The 22,218-nt window shown below is 48.2% G+C and carries 22 protein-coding genes and 1 pseudogene; 11 read left to right on the top strand and 12 right to left on the bottom strand.

The features are described 5' to 3' along the window. Window positions 1-3: 3 nt before the first annotated feature. The 7 genes from QUE23_RS01730 to QUE23_RS01700 form a co-directional block, all read right to left on the bottom strand. The gene (locus tag QUE23_RS01730; protein ID WP_286348975.1) at window positions 4-555 is read right to left on the bottom strand and encodes a hypothetical protein; all 552 of its coding nucleotides are present in this window, start codon (window positions 553-555) and stop codon (window positions 4-6) included. Window positions 556-1,048: 493 nt separating this feature from the next. Continuing rightward, window positions 1,049-1,822 carry a 4-hydroxy-tetrahydrodipicolinate reductase gene (gene dapB / locus QUE23_RS01725; RefSeq protein WP_286348974.1) on the bottom strand — a complete coding sequence of 258 codons (774 nt, stop codon included), beginning with the start codon at window positions 1,820-1,822 and terminating at the stop codon, window positions 1,049-1,051. Beyond that, entirely contained in the window at window positions 1,822-2,760 is a 939-nt protein-coding gene (trxB, locus tag QUE23_RS01720) for a thioredoxin-disulfide reductase (protein ID WP_286349472.1), read from the bottom strand. Before trxB ends, dapB begins: the two co-directional genes overlap by 1 nt. 4 nt (window positions 2,761-2,764) lie before the next feature. Further along, window positions 2,765-3,082, bottom strand: coding sequence for a thioredoxin (gene trxA, locus QUE23_RS01715; protein ID WP_286348973.1), 318 nt, complete (start codon window positions 3,080-3,082; stop codon window positions 2,765-2,767). A 65-nt stretch (window positions 3,083-3,147) separates the two neighbouring features. Then, window positions 3,148-3,483, bottom strand: a complete 336-nt coding sequence (locus QUE23_RS01710; RefSeq protein ID WP_286348972.1) for a YraN family protein — start codon at window positions 3,481-3,483, stop codon at window positions 3,148-3,150. Then, on the bottom strand, window positions 3,480-4,631 hold the full coding sequence (locus tag QUE23_RS01705; protein ID WP_286348971.1) for a homoserine dehydrogenase: 1,152 nt from the start codon (window positions 4,629-4,631) through the stop codon (window positions 3,480-3,482). The genes QUE23_RS01710 and QUE23_RS01705 overlap by 4 nt, the downstream gene beginning before the upstream one ends. Window positions 4,632-4,639: 8 nt before the next feature. Further along, complete coding sequence (locus QUE23_RS01700) at window positions 4,640-5,878, bottom strand: cation:proton antiporter domain-containing protein (protein WP_286348970.1); 1,239 nt, start codon at window positions 5,876-5,878, stop codon at window positions 4,640-4,642. 106 nt (window positions 5,879-5,984) lie between these two features. Here QUE23_RS01700 and QUE23_RS01695 point away from each other — a divergent pair, with 106 nt between their 5' ends. From QUE23_RS01695 to QUE23_RS01665, 7 genes are all read left to right on the top strand, one after another. Continuing rightward, window positions 5,985-6,299, top strand: coding sequence for a hypothetical protein (locus QUE23_RS01695; RefSeq protein ID WP_286348969.1), 315 nt, complete (start codon window positions 5,985-5,987; stop codon window positions 6,297-6,299). Between the two features lie 95 nt (window positions 6,300-6,394). Next, window positions 6,395-6,568: a CiaD-like domain-containing protein gene (locus QUE23_RS01690; protein WP_286348968.1), complete on the top strand. Its 174-nt coding sequence runs from the start codon at window positions 6,395-6,397 to the stop codon at window positions 6,566-6,568. A 61-nt stretch (window positions 6,569-6,629) separates the two neighbouring features. Next, on the top strand, window positions 6,630-7,313 hold the full coding sequence (arsR, locus tag QUE23_RS01685; RefSeq protein ID WP_286348967.1) for an acid response regulator transcription factor ArsR: 684 nt from the start codon (window positions 6,630-6,632) through the stop codon (window positions 7,311-7,313). A gap of 1 nt (window position 7,314) precedes the next feature. Then, window positions 7,315-8,589 (top strand): ArsS family sensor histidine kinase, encoded by a 1,275-nt coding sequence (locus QUE23_RS01680; RefSeq protein ID WP_434801993.1) that lies wholly within the window; start codon window positions 7,315-7,317, stop codon window positions 8,587-8,589. After that, window positions 8,589-9,788 (top strand): amidophosphoribosyltransferase, encoded by a 1,200-nt coding sequence (locus QUE23_RS01675; protein ID WP_286348965.1) that lies wholly within the window; start codon window positions 8,589-8,591, stop codon window positions 9,786-9,788. Before QUE23_RS01680 ends, QUE23_RS01675 begins: the two co-directional genes overlap by 1 nt. After that, entirely contained in the window at window positions 9,781-10,749 is a 969-nt protein-coding gene (hemB, locus tag QUE23_RS01670) for a porphobilinogen synthase (protein ID WP_286348964.1), read from the top strand. Before QUE23_RS01675 ends, hemB begins: the two co-directional genes overlap by 8 nt. After that, window positions 10,749-11,471 (top strand): YebC/PmpR family DNA-binding transcriptional regulator, encoded by a 723-nt coding sequence (locus QUE23_RS01665; RefSeq protein WP_286348963.1) that lies wholly within the window; start codon window positions 10,749-10,751, stop codon window positions 11,469-11,471. The genes hemB and QUE23_RS01665 overlap by 1 nt, the downstream gene beginning before the upstream one ends. Here the strand turns inward: QUE23_RS01665 and ruvX are convergent. Genes ruvX through ilvC form a run of 5 tightly spaced genes read right to left on the bottom strand, consistent with a single transcriptional unit; the run spans window position 11,453 to window position 14,704 of the window. Beyond that, the gene (gene ruvX, locus QUE23_RS01660) at window positions 11,453-11,845 is read right to left on the bottom strand and encodes a Holliday junction resolvase RuvX (RefSeq protein ID WP_286348962.1); all 393 of its coding nucleotides are present in this window, start codon (window positions 11,843-11,845) and stop codon (window positions 11,453-11,455) included. The genes QUE23_RS01665 and ruvX overlap by 19 nt on opposite strands. Further along, window positions 11,842-12,657: a DNA-processing protein DprA gene (gene dprA, locus QUE23_RS01655; RefSeq protein WP_286348961.1), complete on the bottom strand. Its 816-nt coding sequence runs from the start codon at window positions 12,655-12,657 to the stop codon at window positions 11,842-11,844. Before dprA ends, ruvX begins: the two co-directional genes overlap by 4 nt. After that, window positions 12,658-12,906: a cell division topological specificity factor MinE gene (gene minE / locus QUE23_RS01650; protein ID WP_286348960.1), complete on the bottom strand. Its 249-nt coding sequence runs from the start codon at window positions 12,904-12,906 to the stop codon at window positions 12,658-12,660. Further along, window positions 12,903-13,703, bottom strand: a complete 801-nt coding sequence (minD, locus tag QUE23_RS01645; RefSeq protein ID WP_286348959.1) for a septum site-determining protein MinD — start codon at window positions 13,701-13,703, stop codon at window positions 12,903-12,905. Before minD ends, minE begins: the two co-directional genes overlap by 4 nt. Before the next feature lie 8 nt (window positions 13,704-13,711). Next, the gene (gene ilvC, locus QUE23_RS01640; RefSeq protein WP_286348958.1) at window positions 13,712-14,704 is read right to left on the bottom strand and encodes a ketol-acid reductoisomerase; all 993 of its coding nucleotides are present in this window, start codon (window positions 14,702-14,704) and stop codon (window positions 13,712-13,714) included. A 73-nt stretch (window positions 14,705-14,777) separates the two neighbouring features. On the opposite strand from ilvC, the pseudogene QUE23_RS01635 reads away from it, so the two are divergent. The 4 genes and pseudogenes from QUE23_RS01635 (at window position 14,778) to QUE23_RS10110 (ending at window position 22,187) form a co-directional block, all read left to right on the top strand. Then, window positions 14,778-17,391 (top strand): annotated as a pseudogene (locus QUE23_RS01635) (phosphoenolpyruvate carboxylase). 9 nt (window positions 17,392-17,400) lie between these two features. Next, window positions 17,401-19,215 carry a hypothetical protein gene (locus QUE23_RS01630; RefSeq protein WP_286348957.1) on the top strand — a complete coding sequence of 605 codons (1,815 nt, stop codon included), beginning with the start codon at window positions 17,401-17,403 and terminating at the stop codon, window positions 19,213-19,215. Beyond that, window positions 19,172-19,516, top strand: a complete 345-nt coding sequence (locus tag QUE23_RS01625) for a hypothetical protein (protein WP_286348956.1) — start codon at window positions 19,172-19,174, stop codon at window positions 19,514-19,516. The genes QUE23_RS01630 and QUE23_RS01625 overlap by 44 nt, the downstream gene beginning before the upstream one ends. A 160-nt stretch (window positions 19,517-19,676) precedes the next feature. Then, window positions 19,677-22,187 carry a TonB-dependent receptor family protein gene (locus QUE23_RS10110; RefSeq protein ID WP_286348955.1) on the top strand — a complete coding sequence of 837 codons (2,511 nt, stop codon included), beginning with the start codon at window positions 19,677-19,679 and terminating at the stop codon, window positions 22,185-22,187. Window positions 22,188-22,218 lie beyond the last annotated feature (31 nt).

Here is a 22,218-nt window from a genome sequence, read left to right as displayed (position 1 = left end):
AGATCATCTAAAATTTAGATCATAGGTGGTTGCGCCGTTTTTGAGCGTTTCGATCGTGATGCTCCTGAGTTGTGTGGGTTTACAGGGGTTGGGTGTCTCAAAGGCTTGCCATGTTTTTAGGGGGCGCCAAAATTGGATGCGGTTGTTTTGCGCATGATTTGTCTGCAGTGCTTGGTAGGTCTGCTGTAGGCGCAAGAGGTGTTGTTGGTGCTCGAGAACACCTTGTTGGTAGAGATCAATAAGTCCTCTAAATCTGTGGTAATCCTCCTCTGTGTCTTGTGCCTCTGTGTTTGCGTCGATGTCTTTTCTTGCCCCCTTTATTTCTTCGCCTAAAGCCTCAAAATCGTTGGGTAATTTGCAAGAACTGCCCCCGTTGAGTATGATGTTTGTGATGATCACGGGAAAATTGTTCTCAGAAACAATTCTGAGCTGCCCGGGCTTAAAAAATGTGCTGTGTGTGAGTGATACGGCAAATTTTAATGGTTGGGCATTGGCATAGGGTGTTAGAGCAAAAGCGACCAGTATGTTTAACCAAATGGTACTATTTTTTTTCATATCAATTTCCTTATGGGGTTTAGTGTGAAAAATTAACAAACATTTGTGTAAAATTACGCTGATTCTTTTGAGTCTCAGTGCTGTGGCAAATTGGCGTGCTTATAAGCCAAATCTACAGTCTTATGAGAGTCCAAAATCTAAACGGATTTGATTTCAATATATTTTTTATCCATAGCCTCAAAATGGGCGATACCCATGGGAAGTTTTAGAGGTCATTTTTTTATTGGCAATAAAAAGAGAGCGTTTTACTTAATGAAACAGATATATTGAGAATTAGTGCTATAGGATGCATTAAACAAAAGACAAAATACTTAAAAACCGCTTTTATGCTTTGGTTGTGGGTTTCTTTAGCAAGAGAACGGGCGGGTTTGTGGTGTTTAAGATTTTTGCCTTGCAGCACCAGCACCCAAAGCAAACGTATAAATTCAGCCCAAGCGCAAGTTTGCGCCTCTAGTCTTCTGTTGCAGCACTCTATGTGATGAGTGCACGTCCCTTAAGAGCGGTAAATGTCTTGGATGTTATAAAGCCCAGGTTTTTGGACGGAAAGCCACTTGGCCGCTTCTAGTGCGCCCTTAGCAAAGATGTTGCGGTCTGTGGCGGTGTGGCTGAGCTCCAAATACTCCCCATCCAAGTAAAAGCCTACGGTGTGCCTGCCCACGACATCGCCCGCACGTAGGCTTGCGAAGCCGATTTCGCTCTCTTTTCTTGAGCCCTCTCTATGTTCTTGGCACACTTCTTTAAAGTCCACACCCCTAGCGTGGGCGCAGGTTTGCCCCAAAGTAAGGGCCGTTCCACTGGGCGCATCTTTCTTATAACGGTGGTGGATCTCTGTGATTTCAATGTCGGCGTGCTCTAAATTCTTAGCCACCGCCCCAACCACTTCGTTTAAAACCGCCACGCCCAGCGACATGTTAGATGCGTATAAAACGGGGACTTTTTGGCTCAGTTCTGCTAAAACTTGCCATTGCTCTTGCAGTCCCGTTGTGCCGCACACAAGGGGCAATGGGTTTACCAGCAAGGCAGATAAAAGCATGTCTAAGGCTTTGGGCGAAGAGAAGTCTATGACAAGCTGGCAATGCTCGAGAAATTGTTCGGCATTGTTTGTTACAAAAGTTTCTTGCGGCAAGACTTGAGCGAGTTGCAGGCTCAAGTTTTGACGCAAAAAGACGCTGGATAGGGCCAGGTGGGGGTGTTTGTGTATCTCTTTGGCGAGCAAGCCCCCGACTTTTCCACTCGCCCCAAAAATCCCTACTTGTAATTGTTGCACTAAGAATGCTCCTCCAAATAAGCAAGGGCCGAGAGCGCAGCAGTGGCACCGTCCCCAGCCGCACAGACCACTTGTTTGGCCGCTTGTGTGCGTACATCTCCGGCGGCAAACAACCCCTTCACGCTTGTTTTCATCGCTAAATCCACTTCAATGGCCCCATAAGGATCGCATGCACACAGCATGTCTTGGTCGTCTTGTTTCAACACTTCGTTGTTGATCTCATAGCCCACAAAGATAAAAACTCCAGACACGGCAAGTTCCTTCACCACGCCCGTGTGGGTGTTTTTAAACACAACGGCACTGACTCCACCTGAGCTGCCCTTGATTTCTTCAATGACAGCTGGGGTCAAAAACTCAATCTTAGGGTGTTTTTTGGCTTTTTCTAGGGTGATGGGGGCGGCGCGGAAGGTGTCGCGGCGGTGGATGAGATAGACCTTGGCACAGAGTTTGGTTAGATACAAGGCTTCCTCTAGGGCGGTGTCGCCCCCGCCCAAAACTGCCACCTCTTTATTTTTGTAAAAAAAGCCATCGCAGGTCGCACAAGTGCTCACCCCATTGCCCCAAAATGTGTCCTCGCCCTTCACGCCCGCCTTTTTAGGCCTACCACCCGTGGCCACAATCACGCTTTTGGTGTGAAAAACTTTATTTTCATCGGTGTGAATCGCAAAATGCGCCCCATGTGGTTTGATTTGTGTAACCAAAGCCATTTCGTGTTTCAGTCCAAAGCGGAAACACTGCTCTTGCCAAGGCTGCATGAAGTCCAAACCACTCACCACTTCACGCACCCCGGGGTAGTTTTCAATCTCACTGCTAAAAGTGATCTGCCCTCCAGGTGCGCCCTTTTCAAACAACACCACCTCCTTAAGCCCCCCCCTCGTGGCGTAAAGCCCGGCACTTAGCCCCGCAGGACCCCCACCGATGATCGCTAGATCTAGCAGTGTGTTAGAGGAGCTTGTCAATGTGGTCCTTTAAAGATTGTTTAGAGAGCGCCCCCACGGTTTGATTCACGACTTCGCCATCTTTCATGTATAAAATGGTGGGGATGCTGCGGATGCCATGTCTTGCGGCCAATTCCTCTTGTTCGTCTGTATTTACTTTACAAACTTTCGCCCGGCCGGCATACTCCCCAGTAAGCTCGTCGATGATGGGCGAGAGCATTTTACAAGGGCCGCACCAAGGTGCCCAAAAGTCTACGATCACCGCCCCCTCTTTGGTTTCTATATCAAAATTTTCGTTTGTTAATTCAATGTAACCAGACATCAATTCTCCTAAATTTTTAAGTTGGGCCTGTATTATAACATGGATTGTTGCGCTTGCCTTTAAACTCAAAATCCAATGTTTTGTAGCCATTCAATGTGGCAGTTTGGTAACTCTCCCTGCAGTGTGAGCGCGTCTATGCAAAAGGGCAGGTCGCTCGGGTTCTCTTGTAAATACACGGCGATGGTCTTTTGGATTTTCTCTAGTTTCTTGGGCGTGATGGCATAAATGGGCACGTCTTTACGGCGGCATTTGACCTCTACAAAGTGCAACACCCCATCTTTGGTGGCAACAATGTCGATCTCACCAAAAGAGCTGTAAAAGTTACGGCAAAGAATCTTGCACCCCTGCTTTTGCAAATAGACACACGCCAAATCCTCGGCAAGTTGCCCTCTTGTGTTCATGCCAAAAGGGGGTAAATCTGCACCTGCGCCCCTAAGTGTGCTAGGCTTGCTTGCAATTCTTGCGTGTGCGTTGGCTGTGTGGTGTAAATGTGCTCTTGCCCTGCGCAAAAGTGTAAAGTCGCGGGGATATTTTTAGGCATGGGCCGCCCTAGGCGGACATAGTGGGGTTTTGGGGCTTTTTTCGCTAGGGCGATTGTTGGCAAGGTTTTTAGCTTTAAGGCGTGTTTTTGTCTGCAAAAGTCTAAAATGTCGCTCACCACTGCACTGGCTGTGGCAAGGCCGCCCGCCCCCGCGCCATAGTAAAAAGTTTCCCCCACACTATCGCCCACAAAAACCGCCCCATTCATCACGCCTTGCACTTGGGCAAGCATGTGCTCTTGTGGCAGCAAGACGGGACCCACGCTTAAAGTCAACCCCTCTGCACTCTTATGCGCTTGGGCGAGGAGTTTTAGGCGGTAACCTAGACGTTTGGCATGCATTAAGTCGGTGTTGCTGATCCCCTCAATGCCCTGTACCGCCACACCTTCAAACGCAATCTGTCCCCCAAAGGCTAGGGAAGAGAGAATCAATAGTTTATGCGCGCTGTCTTGCCCGCTGGTGTCTAGATGGGCGTTTGCCTCGGCGTAGCCCAAATCTTGGGCTTTTTTTAGCGCATTTTCAAAACTCTGTCCTAAGTCCATTTGCTCTAAAATGAAATTACAAGTCCCATTGATCACGCCCTGTATGCCAAGAATGGCATTGGACGCTAGCCCCTCTTTAAGGGCTTTGATGAGGGGGATGCCCCCCCCCACGCTTGCCTCAAACCCGATCGGGCTGTGGATGAGCTCTTGGTGCTGAGCGAGCATGGCTTTATTTGCGGTGATGAAGCCCTTGCCCCGCTTAAGAGCTTTTGTGGCGAGTTTGTAGGCCAGCTCCACTTGTCCGCTCAACTCCACGATGAGATTGATGTCCGGGTCGTCTAAAAGGGTGTTTATATCCGTGCTTAAAGCAAAGTCCACGGGGCGTTTTTTGGATAAATCCTTAACCACCCCCTTTTTTATCATGAGCTGATGTCCACACCTTTGCACCAACAGATCAGCATGCTTGTTTAAAATCTCCACCACGCTTAAGCCCACACAGCCCAAGCCCACAATCCCAATTTGCAACATGATTTCAACTAAGCCTTGTTTTTGCTAAATTTACTGGTTAAAAAATCCACAAGCGTATCTAGGTATTTCAAAATAAAGGGGGTGATGAGCATGGAAAAGATGATCATCAACACTAAGAATTGTTGGATGTCGTTTACCCCGACATGGATAATGTCGTGGTCGCGCAAGAAAGCCAAAATGCCCTCATGTTTTTGCAAGGTCAAGAGTTTGTGCTTGCTCGCGCTTAAAAACACCACTAGGGCAAATTCCCCAATTTGTGCTAAAGATAGGGCGGCCTTTAAGGAGCTCTTGCTGTCCCTAAAGATTCTTAAAATCCCAAATAAAAACCCTGTTTTTAAGAACATGGCCACAACGAGCAAGAAAATCACCGCAAAGAGGTTTTCAAACAAAAAGCCTAAGTGGATTTGCATGCCCACTGTAACAAAGAAAAGCCCCAAAAAGATGTTTTTAAGCGGGGCAAACTCTTCTTGCACACGGATGCGGTAACGCGATTTAGAGATCGCCATGCCTGCCACAAATGCCCCAAGCGACATGGAGAAACCAAAGAAGTGGCTAAGGCTCGCCGCCCCGAAGACAATTAAAAGAATCGTGCCCATGAAAATCTCAGGCAGGCGGCTCTCAGCAGCTAGGCCTAAAATCCTTGTGGCAGCAAGTTTACCCGGCAAGAGCAGCAGGGTTAAAATGATCGCTGCCGACACAATGGTTTTGATCACCAAACCTAAAAAGTGGTTGCTCCCCCCACCCATGAGCATTAAAATCAAGAGCATGGGGATCGCAGCGATGTCTTGAAAGATCAAAATCCCGACCACGATCTTGCCCACAGAGGTGTTTAGTTGTTTGCTCTCTTCAAAGAACTTCAGCACAATCGCCGTAGACGAGAGCGAAAAGCCCATCGCTACAACTAGAGAAAAGCCCCAAGACGAGCCCATCACAAAGTAGCCAAAGAGCAACAGCAAAGCCGAGGTTAAGACCACTTGCAGTCCCCCAAAGAGCAGGACTTCTTGCTTCATGGTCTTTAACTTGTCAAAGTTAAACTCCAGCCCGATCATAAACATGAGAAACACGATCCCAAAGTCTGCGATTTCTGAAAGCGATTCGAAGTCTTGAATATGAAAAAGGGCGGCGATGACAAGTCCGGTTAAGATGTATCCGATGATGACGGGCATTTCTATTTTCTTTAGCAATAGACCGCTCACCACACTCAGCCCCAATCCTGCAACAACCACATACAGCGCATGCGCTTCCATTTCGCGCTCTTATCCACCCTTTCCAACTGAATTTAAAAGCCACTAAAAGCAATTATTAAAAGGGGCTATTATATAATAAGTTGAATAAACAATATGAGGTTTTTGCGTGGAACAAGCGATTGCGTTAGCGGGCGTGTATGAATTACAAGGGCGTGTGTTGGAGGCTTTGCAGATTTATAAAACTATTTTAAAAGATGATCCGCACCACAAGCAGGCCCTACAAAGCCACAAACGCCTCAGTGCGCTCGGGCCAAAAGCCCCCCAAAAGCCCATTTCTGCCAAGCCCAAATCGGAGGCAAATTTGAGCCAATACGCCCCCCTGCAGCGCTTTCAGATCCAAAACATGCAGACTTTATTTAGCCAGGCTGCCACCACGGCTGAACTTGCAACAATCGAACAATGGTTACTCAAATGGAATTAAAAACATCATCTCCCAAGCCCTAGACGAGATCGAACAAGTGGAGCAAAAGCCCAAAGCGGTCAGTAAAACCCCGCCCCCGCCAAAGCCCCAAGGTCTTGCAAGAAGAACAACAATTCTTAAAGGATTTGGAGCAAAAAACGCTCTTGCTCTTTGAGGGCTTAAAATCCCCCCAGACCAAGAATTTGCCCATGAAGTTGGATTTAGTGGTGAACTACCTACAATACCAACTTTACATGGTTCAAGAACGCTTAAAATCGTTCAAAGATTGAGGTTGTTTTCATTGATTTTGTGTTAATATTTGGTTTTCGTTAACTTTCTGTTGAGGTGCTTATGATCAAGATACTCATGATAGAAGATGATGTGGAGTTGGCTGAGATATTGAGCGAATTTTTAAGCCAACACGGCATAGAAGTAGTCAATTGCGATGAGCCCTACACCGGCATCAGTGCCGCCACCACCCAGCAATACGACCTACTGCTCTTAGACTTGACCTTGCCTAACTTAGACGGGCTAGAGGTGTGTAAGCGCATTTCTAAACAAAAAGACATCCCCATCATCATTTCTTCGGCAAGAAACGACTTGAACGACAAAGTGGAAGCCTTGGAGTGCGGGGCAGACGACTACATCCCCAAACCCTACGACCCCAAAGAACTTCTCGCGCGCATCCAATCTCTCTTGCGCCGCTACAATAAAAAACCCGCCCAAGAAGGGGGTTTGTCAAGCAAGAGCAACCTTTTTAGAATTGACCATGACGCTAGAGAAGTCTACATGCAAAATAGAAAACTTGAGCTCACAAGAGCGGAGTATGAAATCCTCACGCTTTTAATCAGCAAAAAGGGTTATGTTTTCTCCAGGGAGTCCATTGCCATCGAGTCCGAGTCCATCAACCCTGAAAGCTCCAATAAGAGCATCGATGTCATCATCGGGCGTTTGCGCTCTAAAATTGAGCAAGACCCCAAGAAACCTAAGCACATCATCTCTGTGCGGGGAGTTGGCTACAAGCTAGAGTTTTAGATTGCCCTTTTCTATCTTTAGCAAGATTGTTTTTTTATTTGTGATTTCAATCACGAGTTTTGCGGCGTTTTCTTACTACTTCATCCGCTCGCAAATCGATCATGAGAATTTCCAAACCCAAATCCGCCACCAGCAATTCATCACCACGATTAACCAAGTTTTGGCCGACAAGAGCAACCGCTACTCCGCTGAGGTTTATTTACACGAGCTAGGGTTTCAAGAAATCACCCAACAAGAGTTGCGTGAAATCCTCTCCAAACAACAGGGCAGTAGAATTGAAAACGATGAAAACCCCCTAGCCCACATCATCAAGGTCGGCAATAAAATCTTCATTTCGCTCAAAAGTCAGGGCGACACGGTATTGTATAAAGAGATTCAAAAGACATCTTATCGTAACTATTACTTTGCCATCTCTGTGGGGGCGTTTTTGATCACCATGATTTTTATTTTCATGTTGCAAGGCTTTGTCCCCATCAATGAGTTGCGTAAAAAGGTGCATTTGTTTTCTAATGGCGAAATGGACATTGAGTGCAAACTAGAACAACAAGACGAGATCGGGGATTTGGCCCTCGCCTTTGACAACGCCATTAAAAAAATCAAGGGCATGAACGAGTCGCGCATTTTGTTTTTAAGAGCCATCATGCACGAGCTTAGAACCCCCATTGCTAAGGGCATGATTGTCGCTGAAATGGTGGACAATAGCGTGCAAAAAGAACGCCTCATCACGACCTTCAAACGCCTGAACGCCCTCATCGAGCAGTTTGCCCGCATCGAGCAACTTTCCTCCAAGAACTACAAAATCACCAAAGAAATGTTTTTAATGGACCGCTTGTTAGAGCATGTCAAAAACATGTTGCTCTTAGAGCATGGGAGTACCTGCATTGTGGCAAGCTTGCCAAACTACACCTTTGAAACCGACTTTGAGCTTTTTAGCCTTGTGATTAAAAACTTGCTAGATAATGCCTTAAAATACAGCCCCGATCGGCAGGTGAAACTTGAGGTGAGCGGTAAGGACTTGTCGATTTCCAATCGGGGTGAACCTTTAAAAGAAGACCTAATGCACTACTTCAAGCCCTACTTCCACCACGAAAACCCCAGCGAAGCGCATGGTTTTGGGCTGGGCATGTATATCATCAAAAGTGCACTAGACACTTTAGAACTGCGTTTAAGCTACGCCTATAAAGATGAGCGCAACATTTTTACGATACACGGATGCATTTTGCAAGAATTTGGGCCGCTCTTTTCTAAAGTGCCTAAACGGGGGGCAAAGGTCTAATGTTCGGCCTGTTTGCCTGCGCCACCCCCGCCCTAGCCCACCAAGCCCTGCTCTCTTTGCAACACCGCGCCCAAGAGGGCATCGCCCTTGCCACCGCCAACACACACATAGAATTTAAACAATCAAGGGGCTTACTCAGCAGCACCCCCCCCGATTTTTTCCCCAAAGCCCCCCATGCTTTAGGGCAAGTCTTAGGCACCCACCACGACTTTTACGCCGATTCTAACCTAGCCATCGCCTTTTGTGGCAATTCACACAACACTAAAACCCCTGCTAAATCCATTGCCAAAGCCCTAGAGCAAGCCAAATCCCCAAATTTAGAATCCAAATTAAAAGAGGTGATCCCCACGCTTAAGGGGGCTTATGCGTTTTTGCTTTTAACCCCCGATAATTTAATCGCCATGCGCGACCCCTTTGGCTATCGCCCTCTATTTGTGGGGGATTTAAAAGGCGGTTATGCCCTAGCCAGTGAAAGCAGTGTCTTGCAAGCGTTGGAGGCGCAAAATATCCAAGAAGTCCCCCCAGCCACGCTTTACACCAAAGCAGGCACAACTCTCCTAGCCCCACCCACGCCTAGCCCTTGTGTGTTTGAAGCCATTTATTTTAGCCAACCTGGCAGTTTTATGTTTAACCAAAGCGTCTATGCCCTGCGTGCCAAATTAGGCCAAGCCCTAGCCAAAGAACACCCCTTAAAGGCGGACATGGTTGTGCCCATCCCAAGCAGCGGCACTTTAGCCGCTCTGGCTTATGCCAAAGAACTGAACCTAGACTTTGCCCCGCTTTTGAGCCTTAATCCCTATGTGGGGCGCTCTTTCATAGAAAGCACCCAAGAAAGCAGGGAGCGCAAAGCCCGCCAAAAATTTAGCCTAGTGGCCGAGCCCATTAAAGGCAAGGACATTATTTTAATAGACGACTCTTTAGTTAGGGGAACGACAAGTAAGGTTGTGGTGCAAATGCTAAAAGAAGCGGGGGCAAGGCGTATCCATTTATTGTTGAGTGCCCCGCCCATCCTTGCCCCTTGTTTTTGGGGCATTGACATCCCTGCAGAAAACGAACTTTTAAGCGTGCAGGGGGGTGAGGCGGAGGCTATTGGGGCAGCTAGCGTGGGCTTTTTGTCCCTAAACGCTCTAAAGGCCGTCATCCACGCCCCCTTTTGCCAAAATTGTTTCATCCCAACACATAAGGATTGCCATGTTTAAACGATTGCGCCGTCTTAGAGCCACCCCCACTTTGCGTAACTTAGTGCGTGAAACCCGCTTGAGTGTTGCCGACTTCATCGCTCCGCTCTTTGTGCGCCAAGAGGGCAAGAGTGCGCCCATCGCGTCCATGCCCGGGGTGTTGCAAATGGACTTAGAGGACTTACTCAAAGAATGCGCCCTATTGCAGGAATTAGGCATTAAAGCACTCTTGCTTTTTGGGCTGCCCGCACACAAAGACGCGACAGGTTCGAGTGCGCTGTGTGAAAGCCACCCCGTAGCCACAGCCACAAGAGCCATTAAAGAAAACTTTCCCGATTTGTGCGTCGTGGCGGATTTGTGCTTTTGCGAATACACCGATCACGGGCATTGCGGGATTCTCAAAAACGGGATACTAGACAACGATGCAACCTTAGAAATCCTAGCTAAGCAAGCGATCCTTTTAGCCCAAAGTGGCGTGGATATCCTAGCACCCAGCACCATGTTAGATGGCATGGTGATCGCTTTACGCCAAGCTTTAGACGCTAAGGGCTTTAGCCACCTACCCATTATGAGCTACTCTACAAAGTTTGCCAGCAGTTACTACGGGCCCTTTAGAGAGGCGGCTAACTCCGCCCCTAGCTTTGGCGATCGCAAAAGCTACCAAATGGATTTTTCCAACCGCAGGGAGGCGATTTTAGAGAGTTTAGAGGACGAAATTCAGGGGGCGGACATCCTCATGGTAAAACCTGCCCTCGCATATTTAGACATGGTGCGCGACATTAAAGAGCGCACCCTCTTGCCCCTAGCCCTTTACAATGTGAGCGGGGAGTATTCCATGTTTAAGCTGGCGCAAGCACACAATCTTATAGACTACGACAATTTACTTTTAGAAACCATGACCGCCTTTAAAAGGGCGGGAGCGGACATCATCATCAGTTACCACGCCAAAGAAGTGGCTCAGCTACTACAGAAAGGATTTTAATGGGACGGGCTTTTGAATATAGACGGGCAGCCAAAGAAAAGCGCTGGGATAAAATGAGTAAGGTGTTTCCTAAACTTGCCAAAGCCATCACTTTGGCAGCCAAAGAGGGCGGAGGCGATCCAGCCAGCAACGCCAAATTACGCACCGCCATTTTAAACGCCAAGGCGCAAAATATGCCTAAAGACAACATAGACGCGGCGATTAAGCGGGCGAGCAGCAAAGAGGGGCAGTTGGTGGAGGTGAGCTACGAGGGCAAGGCTAACCACGGCGTGTTGCTCTTCATTGAGTGCATGACAGACAACCCCACGCGCACCATCGCTAATTTAAAAAGCTACTTCAACAAAACCCCGGGGGCGAGCATTGTCAATAACGGCTCTTTGGAGTTCATGTTTTCTAGAAAAAGCGTCTTAGAAGGACATTTGGAGGATTTAAAGCCTTTAAATCTATCTTTAGAGGATTTGGAGTTAAGTTTAATCGACTATGGGCTAGAGAGCCTAGAAGTGGAGGGGGAGAGCTTTTTTGCCATCGGCGATTACCAAGACTTCAAACAGCTAAATGAGGGTTTTGAAACCCTAAAAATCCCCGTGCAAAAGGCAAGTTTGCAGCGCATCGCCAATGCCCCCATTAGCTTAAGCGAGCAAGCCCTAGCCGAGAGCGAGAAACTCCTAGATAAGATTGAAGAGGACGACGATGTGATCGCCCTTTACACCAACATCTCTTGATAGCGTTTTAAAATTTCACAGGCGGCCAGGCTGTCTAGCTTGCCGTCTTTGCGGGCGTTTTGGCGTTTTTGCACTTTTAGGTGGTGGGTGTTTTCTAGGGCATCTAGGCTTGTGTTGCACTCATTGACAAACACAAGGGGCGCAAAGTTTAATAGCCCCACAAAGTGCAAAATGCGTTTGCGGGTGTCAGCGTAGTTTTCGGGGGGCAAGCCCACTACAAGGGTGCTAGGATTTTTACTCTCTAGCAGGGCTTGCAACTCTTGGCTGGCTTGTTTGCGATTGATACGCAAAATCGGCTCTAGGGGTAAAATAATGTCTTGCACGCACATGGCTAAACCAATGCGTTTTAATCCAATGTCGCACGCCACAATCACAGCAACACCACCCGTCCATGCTCTCTTTTCACCACGCCTAAGAGCTCTTGCTCGAGCAGCAAATCCCCAAACACCGCGTAAGCCTCTTCAAAACTCGGGGACTTTTGGCAAAACGCCAAAAAGTCGTTTGGGACTGGGGCTGTGGGGGGCGTGGTGGGGGCACTTAAGCCAAACTTGCGCGCCAAATCCCCCACAAAGGCGGCAATGTCGTAAATCGCTGTGGCTTTATTTTGGGCGAGTAGAGCGTTGGTACCCGGACTCTCAAACAGCCTTTGGGGCAGGACAAATAGGGGCTTTTTTAACTCCAGTGCGAGCCTTGCACTTGCCATTGAACCGCTGGTTTCCTGTGCCTCTGGGATAATGACAAGATCGCTCAAGGCAATGACTAGGCGGTTTCTCTCTAAGAATGTGGAGCGGTAGGGCTGAAAATCTTCAGCATATTCGCTCAAAATCAGCCCCACTTTAGCAATTTGCTGGATAACTTCAGCGTTGCTGGGCGGATAAATGCGTTTTAAAGAGCAGGGGGCAAACATGATGGTTAGGGGTAGGGCGTTTTTTTGGGCGATGATGTCTACGCCCAATGCCCCCCCACTCACCACCACCGCCCCGATTTTAGCTAGCTCTTTGGCGAGTGTGGCGGTGATTTGCTGGGTGTAGGTGGTGGGCTTTCTTGTGCCGACAATGGCGACTTTCAAAGGGGCTTGCAGGTGCTTGAGATCGCCCACATAGTGTAAGAGTTTGGGGGGCTTTTTCAGGGCTTTAAAGCTTAAGGGTAGAAAGTCTAGAGGGCTTGGTGTGAAAGGGCTTAACATTTAAGAAGTGGGGGTTTGTTTTTCCAACACAATTTCCACTTCTAGGGTGTCTATGTCGTGGTTGGAGTTTGCCCTAACATCGATTTTGCTTGTTTGGGTGTATTTTTGCACCACGGCTAAAATCTCTTTTTTCATCTCTTCCATGTAGGGTAGGCGGACACTGCGCTCATAGGCAAGCACAAATCTTAGGCGGTCTTTGGCAATGTGTGCGCTGTTTGCGCCCTTAAACCATTTGGTGAGTAAGGTCATGCAAACAAGCCCCTTAAAGCCCCCATTAAGCCCCGTTTGGCTTTAAACTCCGCAAAGGGGACGTCTTCACCCAAAATGCGCTTGGTGATGCGCTGAAACGCCAAAGCGCTCGGGCTTTGGGTGTAAATGATGGGTTCACCCGTGTTTGTGGCAGAGATGATCTTAGGGTCTTCGGGCACAAGCCCGATCAAAGGCAGGGCGAGGATTTTTAGCACATCCTCATTAGAGAGCATTTCTTGTTTCTCCACAAGCTCAGGCTTGATGCGGTTGATTAAAATGTGTTTGACCATCTCTTGCCCTTCCTTGACTTTTTGGCTTTTAGCATCCATGATGCCGATCACGCGATCGCTGTCTCTCACACTACTCACTTCAGGTGTTACCACCACAATTGCCTGATCAGCAAAGAGCATGGCGTGTTCAAACCCGCTTTCAATCCCAGCGGGCGAGTCGATCAGCACATAATCAAACTGCCCTCTTAAATCTGCAATCAGAGCTTGCACTTTGGCCTTTTCTAGGATATTTTTATCCTTGCTCTGAGACGCGGGCAAAAAGAAAAGGTCTTTATTCTTCTTGTCGCTAATCAAGGCTTGGGGCAGTTTGCAGTTGCCCTCCATCACATCCACCACATCATACACGATGCGGTTTTCTAAGCCTAAAATCATGTCTAAATTGCGTAGCCCTATGTCAAAGTCGATCGCCACGACTCTCTTGCCCTGTCGGGCGAGCCCAATGGCTAAATTCGCCGTAGAAGTGCTTTTACCCACCCCGCCCTTGCCTGAAGTGATCGTGATAACCACAAATGCCCCTATTTAAACAAATATTGACGCAAATGCGCCCCTGTTTGCTCTAAAAGCTCACTCTTTAGAGCCTTTCTATTGCTGTGGATTTTAGGGTAGCCCTGTTCTTTCTCTTCTAAGAAACTTTTAGCAAACGAGCCGTCTTGGATTTTATCCAGCACCTTTTGCATACGCTCTTTAATGGTGGGCTCAATGACCTTACCCCCACTCTCAAGCCCCCCATACTCGGCGGTGTTGGAGATGTGCTCTTGCATGCGCACCAGCCCCTTAGCATAAATCAAGTCGGCAATCACCTTGAGTTCTTGCACACACTCAAAATAGGCGACTTCTTTAGGGTAGCCTGCCTCCACTAAGGTGTTGAAAGCGTTGAGCAATAGGTGCTCCACCCCTCCGCACAGCACCACCTGCTCGCCAAAAAGATCGCAATGGGTTTCGTCTTTAAAAGTGGTTTCCAAAATCCCCGCCCGTCCACAGCCCAACGCGCAGGCGTAACTTAGGGCAATGTCTTTAGCGTTGTGGGCGGTGTTGTCCTGTTGCACGCCCATGAGCGCAAAGACTCCCCGCCCTTCTTTGTAATTCTCCCGCAAGGCATAGCCCGTACCCTTAGGGGAAACAAGGACCAAACCCACCCCCTCAGGGGCGGCCACTTGCCCAAAGCACACGCTAAAGCCATGGGCGAAGATGAGAGTTTGTCCGGGTTTGATATGGGGCGCGATTTCTTGCTTGTAAATGTCGCCATGGATTTCATCGGGCAGAAGTAAGGCCAAAATGGCGCACTCTTGCACGCATTTTTTTAAGGTGTAGACCTCAAAGCCGTCTTTCTTAGCAATGGCAATGCTCGGGCTGCCATCATATAACCCGATTTGCACCGCCACCCCGCTGTCTCTTAGATTAAGTGCGTGAGCCCGTCCATGCGCCCCGTAGCCCAAAATAGCGACCTTTTGGCTCAAAAGCGTTTCTAAATTGCCATCTTGATCGGTGTAAATGGGTAAATCGCCCATAAATTACCCTTCTGTTTATGATAAGCCTTTATTGTAGACGAAAACAACTTAAGTTTTGTTTTTAGGAGAGCGCATGCCACAAAACATACAGGTTGAGTTGGATTTTTTGCAAGACTTGCTGCTAGAGATTTTGCAAGAGTTTAGCCCTAAAAGCACGGGCTATTTCAGCACCCTAAAACATTTATTTAAGAGCTACGCCCCCCCCACACAATTAGCCCACGAATTGCAAGCCACGATCGAATCCGACCAAATTTTAGACGTGATTAAAGCCTTTTCGCTCTGCCATATTTTGGCAAATCTTGTAGAAGAACACTATAAGAACAAGCAACCCTCCACAATGGGGCTAGATAAAACCCACAACGATCTAAGCCATGCGGGCTTTAGCCCAAAAGAACTTGCCGATAAACTGCAACACATCCACTTTTACCCCGTCTTCACCGCCCACCCCACGCAGTCCATGCGCCGCACCTTTTTAGAAGCCATCCAAGAAATGTTTAGCGACCTTGCCACGATTTTTGACCGCCCCTGCGACCCAGCTGCCATGAAAAAGGCCAAAGAGAGACTGGCCTACCGCCTGCGCCTACTGTATAAAAGCCACCTTGTGCGCCAAGAAAAACTAGAAGTGCTCTTTGAGCTAGACAATTTGCTGTATATTTTAGAAAACTCTTTTTTACCTAGCTGTTTAGATTTATGCCAACAAATCCAAGCCGCATTTAAAACCCCCCCACCCCCTCCCCTTAAAACTGGGCAGTTGGATCGGCGGAGATAGAGATGGCAACCCCATGGTTACCAACGCTCTCATGCGTGAAGTCATCGCGATCCAACACCACTTTGTCATCGACCTCTACCTCAAAGAGCTAGACAAATTGCGCCGCGAACTCTCCATCTCTGTGGATTTTTGCCCCATCTCTGTTGCCCTGCAAGAGGATTTAAAAGAATCTTACCACAAACTAGACCCCACCAGCGCGAGATTGCACCCTAAAGAGCCCTTTAGAGCGAAATTGCTTTTAATGCAAACTAAGTTAAAAAACCGCCTCATCGCCCTAAATTCGCCCACCCCCATCGACTTTAGCTACCAAAATGCCAACGAACTTGCCGCCGACATAGATTTGCTCTTAGAAAATTTAGAGCCAAGTTTGCAGGGCTCTATGTTGCGTTTTAAAAATCTCGTCTTACTTACGGGGTTTCATTTACTCAGTTTGGATTTTAGAGAACATAGGGCAGTGTTTGTCAATGCCCTTAGCGAGGTCTTTTCCCTGCTTTCTCTTGCCACCGATTTTTACGCCCTGCCTGAAGAGCAAAAGCTAGAAGCCCTAAACCACGCCCTAGAGCTAGAGCCCATCTCTTTTTGGCCTTTATTGCCCCAAGTGAGCTTAGAATGTAAACGATTGCTTGAAGCCTTTTTAACCATGCTTTGGGCACAGACCAAGATCGCCAAAGAAACCTTTTCAAGTGTGGTGATCTCCATGACAACACAGGCGAGCGACTTGCTCGCCGTGCTGTGGTTGGCAAAACAAGTGGGGCTAGAAAAAGACCTTTACATCACCCCGCTGTTTGAGACCATTGAAGATTTAAACCACGCCCCCGCGATTTTAAAAGCTCTGCACGCCAACCCCCACTACCAAGCTTATTTACAGGGCATGCAAAACACCCAAGAAATCATGGTGGGTTACTCAGATTCAAGCAAGGATGGGGGGATTTTTGCCAGCAACTACAATCTACACATGGCGATTTGCCAATTAGTTGCTTTAGGGCAAGAATTAGGCATGGAGTTTATTTTGTTCCACGGGCGGGGAGGGAGTGTGAGCCGGGGCGGGGGGAGTTTAGAGGACGCGCTCCTAAGCGCCCCGCTTTTTAGCGTGCAAGACACCTTGAAGCTCACCGAACAGGGGGAGACGATCAGCTCAAGGTATTTAAACAACACGAGTGCGCTCAATAACCTGTCTAACATTGTGGGGGCGTTGCTGAAAAAGTCGCTCTATGACAAACAAGGTCTGTCTAAAAACCCCATCAACCCCGCTACTAAGGAGCTCATGCAAGCACTCTCGCAAATCTCTTATACCACCTACCGCCAACTCTACACCATGCCCGGCTTTTTAGAGTACTTCAAACAGGCCACCCCCATTGCCTTCATCCAAGAGCTGAATTTAGGCTCACGCCCCGCCAAGCGCAAGGAAAGCACAAAGCTAGAAGATTTAAGGGCGATTCCGTGGGTGTTTGCTTGGACGCAAAACCGCAGCATTTTGCCTGCGTGGTTTGGGGTGGGCAGTGCGCTTAAAAGCGTGGATTTAAAAGACTTACAAGCCTGCTATCTTGAGGGCGGGTTTTTTAAGGTGGTGCTTGATAACATCGCGCAGGTGCTTTTAAAAGTGGATTTAGGCATCGCTAGGCAATACCACGCCTTTGCTCGCAGTGTGCCAAATGCGGCAAAGATTTGGACGCAGATTGAAAACGAATTTGCCACAAGCCTAGAGTGCATTTTAGCCATCCGCCAAGAAAACGCCCTGCTGGAAAAAGACGCAATTGTTAGGCAGGGGATTTTGTTTAGAACGCCCTACATCAATGCGCTCAGCTGCTTACAAATTGAGCTCATCAAGGCCTTCAAACAAGACCCCAAAGACCAAGTGAAACTCGCCATCCAAAGTACGCTTATCGGCATCGCTCAAGGGTTACGCAATACAGGCTAGGGGGTGTGTATGTTTTGGTTTTTATGGTTTCTGTGTGCGCTGTGTCTACAAGCCCTCACCATCCAAACCCTAGAAGATTTGCCCTTAAAACAAAAGGGTGGGGACTTTAGCGGGGCTGTTGTTTATAAAAACACCGCTCAAAAGCAACTCATCATAGAGGGGACCTACCAACTTAAGGGTAATCAGATCACTTTGCAGGCCCTATGGCTTAAAAAGTTGCCTCTAAAAAAATCCAAAAAGAGTACGCAAACCAAAGCCAAATCCACCACCCCCCTAAAGGATCTAAAAGCCACCCAGGATTTAGGGGCGATTTTGCCCGATAAAATCCACAAACACACCCGCATTTATTTTAAAGATCCTAGCCCCGCCAAAATGGCGCAAATATTAGGGATAGAGTACCAAGACTATATCCGTTTTTCACCCCAAGAAAAGAGTGCTTTTTTAAACCCCATTGCCCCTCAAAGCATGTCTTTACAAGCAAGAGAAGAGAGAGAACAAACCCTCCAAGATAGAGAAAGCAAAACCAACCCAAGAAGCTATGCCACCACGCCCAAAACCTACAGCACCCGCACCCGCAGTACAAGTTCAAGGCGTACAAGAAGCACGAGAGCAAGAAGCCGTTCTAGAAGTGCTGCAAGCTCACTAAGGAGCACAAGAAGTACAAGCTCAAGGACTAGAGGTACAAGTGCACGCAGTACACGCAGCACTGCTAACCCTAACGCTGCTAACCCCACCACCACAAGGGAGCGCAGCATAAGAAGCTCTACAAGTTCCAGACGTACCGCAAGCTCCAGTACAAGGAGTAGAAGCCGCAGCACAAGGCGCACACACAGCACAAGGCGCACAGCCAGCACACAAGAGTATAGCCAAAACCAAAACTTTAACCAACCTTACAACCAAGCCCAAAGCACACAGCCCCAACATGATAACCCCTATGGTCCAAGCTATAATCCCCCAAGCCAACACTATCCTTCAAGTACAAGTGCACCCACTTACAATCCAAGCCCCACCTATAGTCCAAGTTACATGCCCCTGCCTCTAAACTATCCACAAACCAGCACCTCCCCCATGCCAAGCCCCACAAGCCAAACCCCAAGCACCTCCACCACGCCTAAAGCCTTGCAACCTACTCCAACCTCCCAAACCCCGACAAGCACTCTTATGGAAATTTCCAAAGAAACCACCAAACCCACAGAGAGTCAAGATAAACCCACAGAACCCACAGAAAAGAAGGCGGTACTAGAATCCACAGAAGGTAAGAAGGAGCAACCAACTAAGCCAAGCCAAGAACCCCCCACAGACAAAGAAGCTACCAAAGAAGGTGCAATTGAGGGGAAAAATCTAGAATTAAAACCCCAAGCCAGGCTAGAAGTGCCGGCAAATTTAGGCATGGGTGGGGTGCAAGAGGAGGCTTGCGGAGTGTGGAGCTATGATGATGAAAAATTGCAGGCCAAACGGCCGAGCGTGATGCATGTGTTGGATAAAGCCAGCGGGCAACTTTTAAGACTAGGGCCTTGTGATTTTAACGCCGATAAGAGCAGTGGCAAGGGGGCGGGGATCACCCTGCCCTATACAGAGTTGCCCCCTAGGGTGGAGGTGCTAGGCCCCACCACAACCACGCATACCTTTATCTTGAGCAAGGCCAATTACAGCGAAAAGCTGTGTTACAAGGCTAAAACCCGCCAGTGCTTACACATTGAACCCAACACCACCACAGAATGGACCAGCACTTACTCCACCACCACCACAAGGACCATTAGGACCTACCAACGCCCCCCAAGTGGGACAAACCACCCCCACAGAGTTCAGCACCACCACCGATGAGGTCAAAGCCGAGAGAAAAACCGACATCAAGAAGAACGACTTGCACTTAAGCCCTAAGTTTTTGGAGTTTGTGGAGGTGTATGAAAAAGAGTATTTGGACAGCCAAGTGGCGCACTCTAAGGAATATTTGGAGTGGCAAGATAAGTATATCCGCCCAAATCAGGGCACTTGCAAAGAATACCAAGTGGAAGAATTGATTAAAAATAAAAAGGTGCGCCCGAGCATCCACAACACCCGAATCCTTTGTGTCAAAAGCGAGGATTATTTACTAGAAGAAGAAGATAAACAAAAAGTTAATTGAGCTGAATTTTTTAGAAAATCTTAAGTTTATTAGAATACAATACGCCATATTTATTAAAAAATTTTAATTTTTATTACCAAAATACAGGCAGTTATACCAGTGGAGTCTTTTAGATTCTACCCACTCATCTGTTTTTAAAGTTTAGAGCAAGGAGTTTTCATTGCGTAAGAAATTGTTGTGGGCCTTGACGGCGAGTCTAGCTTGGCAGGCATCTCTTGTGGCTAAGGATAAAACCTACACTTTAGGCAAGGTGTCTACCGCCGGACAAAGAGATAAAACCGACTACTCCGGACATGTCAATTTGGGCTATAGCGGAATCACCGCTCCTAAAAGCTGGCAAGATGAAGAGGTGAAAAAATACACGGGTAGCCGCACAGTGATCTCGCATAAAGCACTCAGCCAACAGGCTAACCAAAGCATCGAAGAGGCCTTGCAAAATGTCCCGGGCTTACAGGTGAGAAACGCCACTGGCGTGGGGGCGATGCCCAGTATCCAAATCCGCGGCTTTGGCGCGGGCGGCTCAGGGCACAGCGATGCCACCTTGATGCTGGTCAATGGCATCCCCGTTTATATGGCACCTTACTCGCACATTGAGCTGGACATCTTCCCCGTAACTTTCCAAGCAATCGATCGCATCGATGTGATTAAAGGCGGGGGGAGCGTGCAATACGGACCTAACACCTATGGCGGGATCGTCAATATCATCACCAAGCCCATCCCCAAACATTGGGAAAACCAAGTGGCGGAGAGAACCACCTTTTGGGCTAAGGCGCGCAATGCAGGATTTGCTGCGCCTCCTGGCAAAACCGGTAATCCCTCTTTCTTAAAATCTTTGGGCAATGACATCCTTTACAACACCTATGTGCGCAGTGGAGGGATGATCAACAAACATGTTGGCGTGCAGGCGCAGGCTAACTGGGTCGATGGGCAGGGCTTTAGGGACAACAGCCCGACCAATATCCAAAACTACTGGCTCGATGGAGTCTATGACATCAACGAGAAAAACGGCATCAAGGCCTACTACCAATACTATAAATTCAACATCGCCCAGCCCGGGAGCCTAAGCGCAGAGCAGTACCAAGAAAACCGCTTTGCCAACATGCGTCCTTTGAACTCCAAAGGCGGGCGATCCCAGCGCTTTGGCATCGTGTATGAAAACCGCTTTGGCGATCTAGAAAAGGTGGGCGGTACTTTTAGCTTCACCTACTATGGGCAGTTCATGACGCGTGACTTTCAAGTGAGCTCTAGTTATAACAGTGCTAACATGGTTACCTGCTACAGTGCAGCCTCCTGTGCAGCCCAGGGTCTTAATGGCTACAATTTGGCCGTGCCCTACTACGCCACAAACTACAATGGCTGGGGCGAAGTGGAAAACCCCGTGCGCTCCATCAACAACGCCTTCGAGCCTAAGGTGAATTTAGTGGTGAATAGTGGCAAGGTCAAACAAACTTTTATCATGGGCTTGCGCTACATGACCACCACCTTTTTACAACGCCAATACATGAACACCAACGAGTGTGCCACTAAAACGAGCGGAGAGGGGGCAGGCTTTTTATGTGAGGGCGCAAATGTGATGAGTGGCTGGCAACCCCACATCAAGCATGGTTTGTATAAGAACTGGAACGACTGGCGCAACGACTACACCGCCGTGTATTTGAGCGATCGCATTGAGACTTGGAATGGGCGCTTTTTTGTGGTGCCCGGACTGCGCTACGCTTTGGTGCAATACAACAATGAAAACGCCGCTAACTGGGCCTCCATCCCCAAAAAAGATCTAGAAAAGATCAAAAATATGAACAACTGGATGCCCTCGACTAACATAGGCTTTATCCCCGTACAGGGTGATCACACGCTGCTCACCTACTTCAACTACCAACGCTCCTATGTCCCGCCACAATTGGATGTTTTGAGCTATGGCGGGGCGGAATACTTCACCCAACATTTTGACACCGTAGAAGTTGGGGCGCGCTACACCTATAAGAGTAAGGTTAGCTTCAATGCCGACTTTTTCCGCATTTGGGCGCGGGATTTTGCGACCGGGCAATATTCTATCTACACAAGCGGACCTATGAAGGGCAATGTGCGCCCCGTCAATGGCTATTCTCAGGGTGTAGAGTTAGAGGCATACTATAGACCCATTCAGGGTTTACAGCTCCACGCCGCCTTTAACTACATTGACACGCGTGTTACCAGCCACGAGCAATTAACAGATTTAAATGGCGGTGTTTTGCCCGGGACCAGCTACAACAAGCACTTCCCCTTTGTGAGCCCTTACCAATTCATCTTAGACGCGCGCTACACCTATAAAAAAACCACCTTTGGTTTGTCTAGCTACTTTTACAGCCGCGCTTACAGCGGAATCAGCAACAGCGCAGCGGGGGGCTACTATGGAACCCAGCGTTACACTAATTCTGGTCCAAATGCCAATGGCGGACAATGTGCGGCGTGGTGTATGACCCAACACGAGGGGATGTTGCCCTGGTATTGGGTATGGAATATCCAAGTGAGTCAAGTCTTTTGGGAGAGTGGGCGGCATAAAATCGTGGGCAGCTTACAGGTGAATAATATTTTCAACATGAAGTATTACTTCACCGGCATCGGTTCTAGCCCAGCAGGTTTGCAACCCGGCCCCGGGCGCTCGGTTACGGCGTATTTGAGTTACACTTTCTAAACTTTAGATTGGGTGATTTAGGCTATAATGT

The organism is Helicobacter felistomachi, from assembly GCF_030296895.1.
GTDB classification, from domain to species: Bacteria; Campylobacterota; Campylobacteria; order Campylobacterales; family Helicobacteraceae; genus Helicobacter; species Helicobacter felistomachi.
This window is presented reverse-complemented; position numbering and strand designations above follow the sequence as displayed.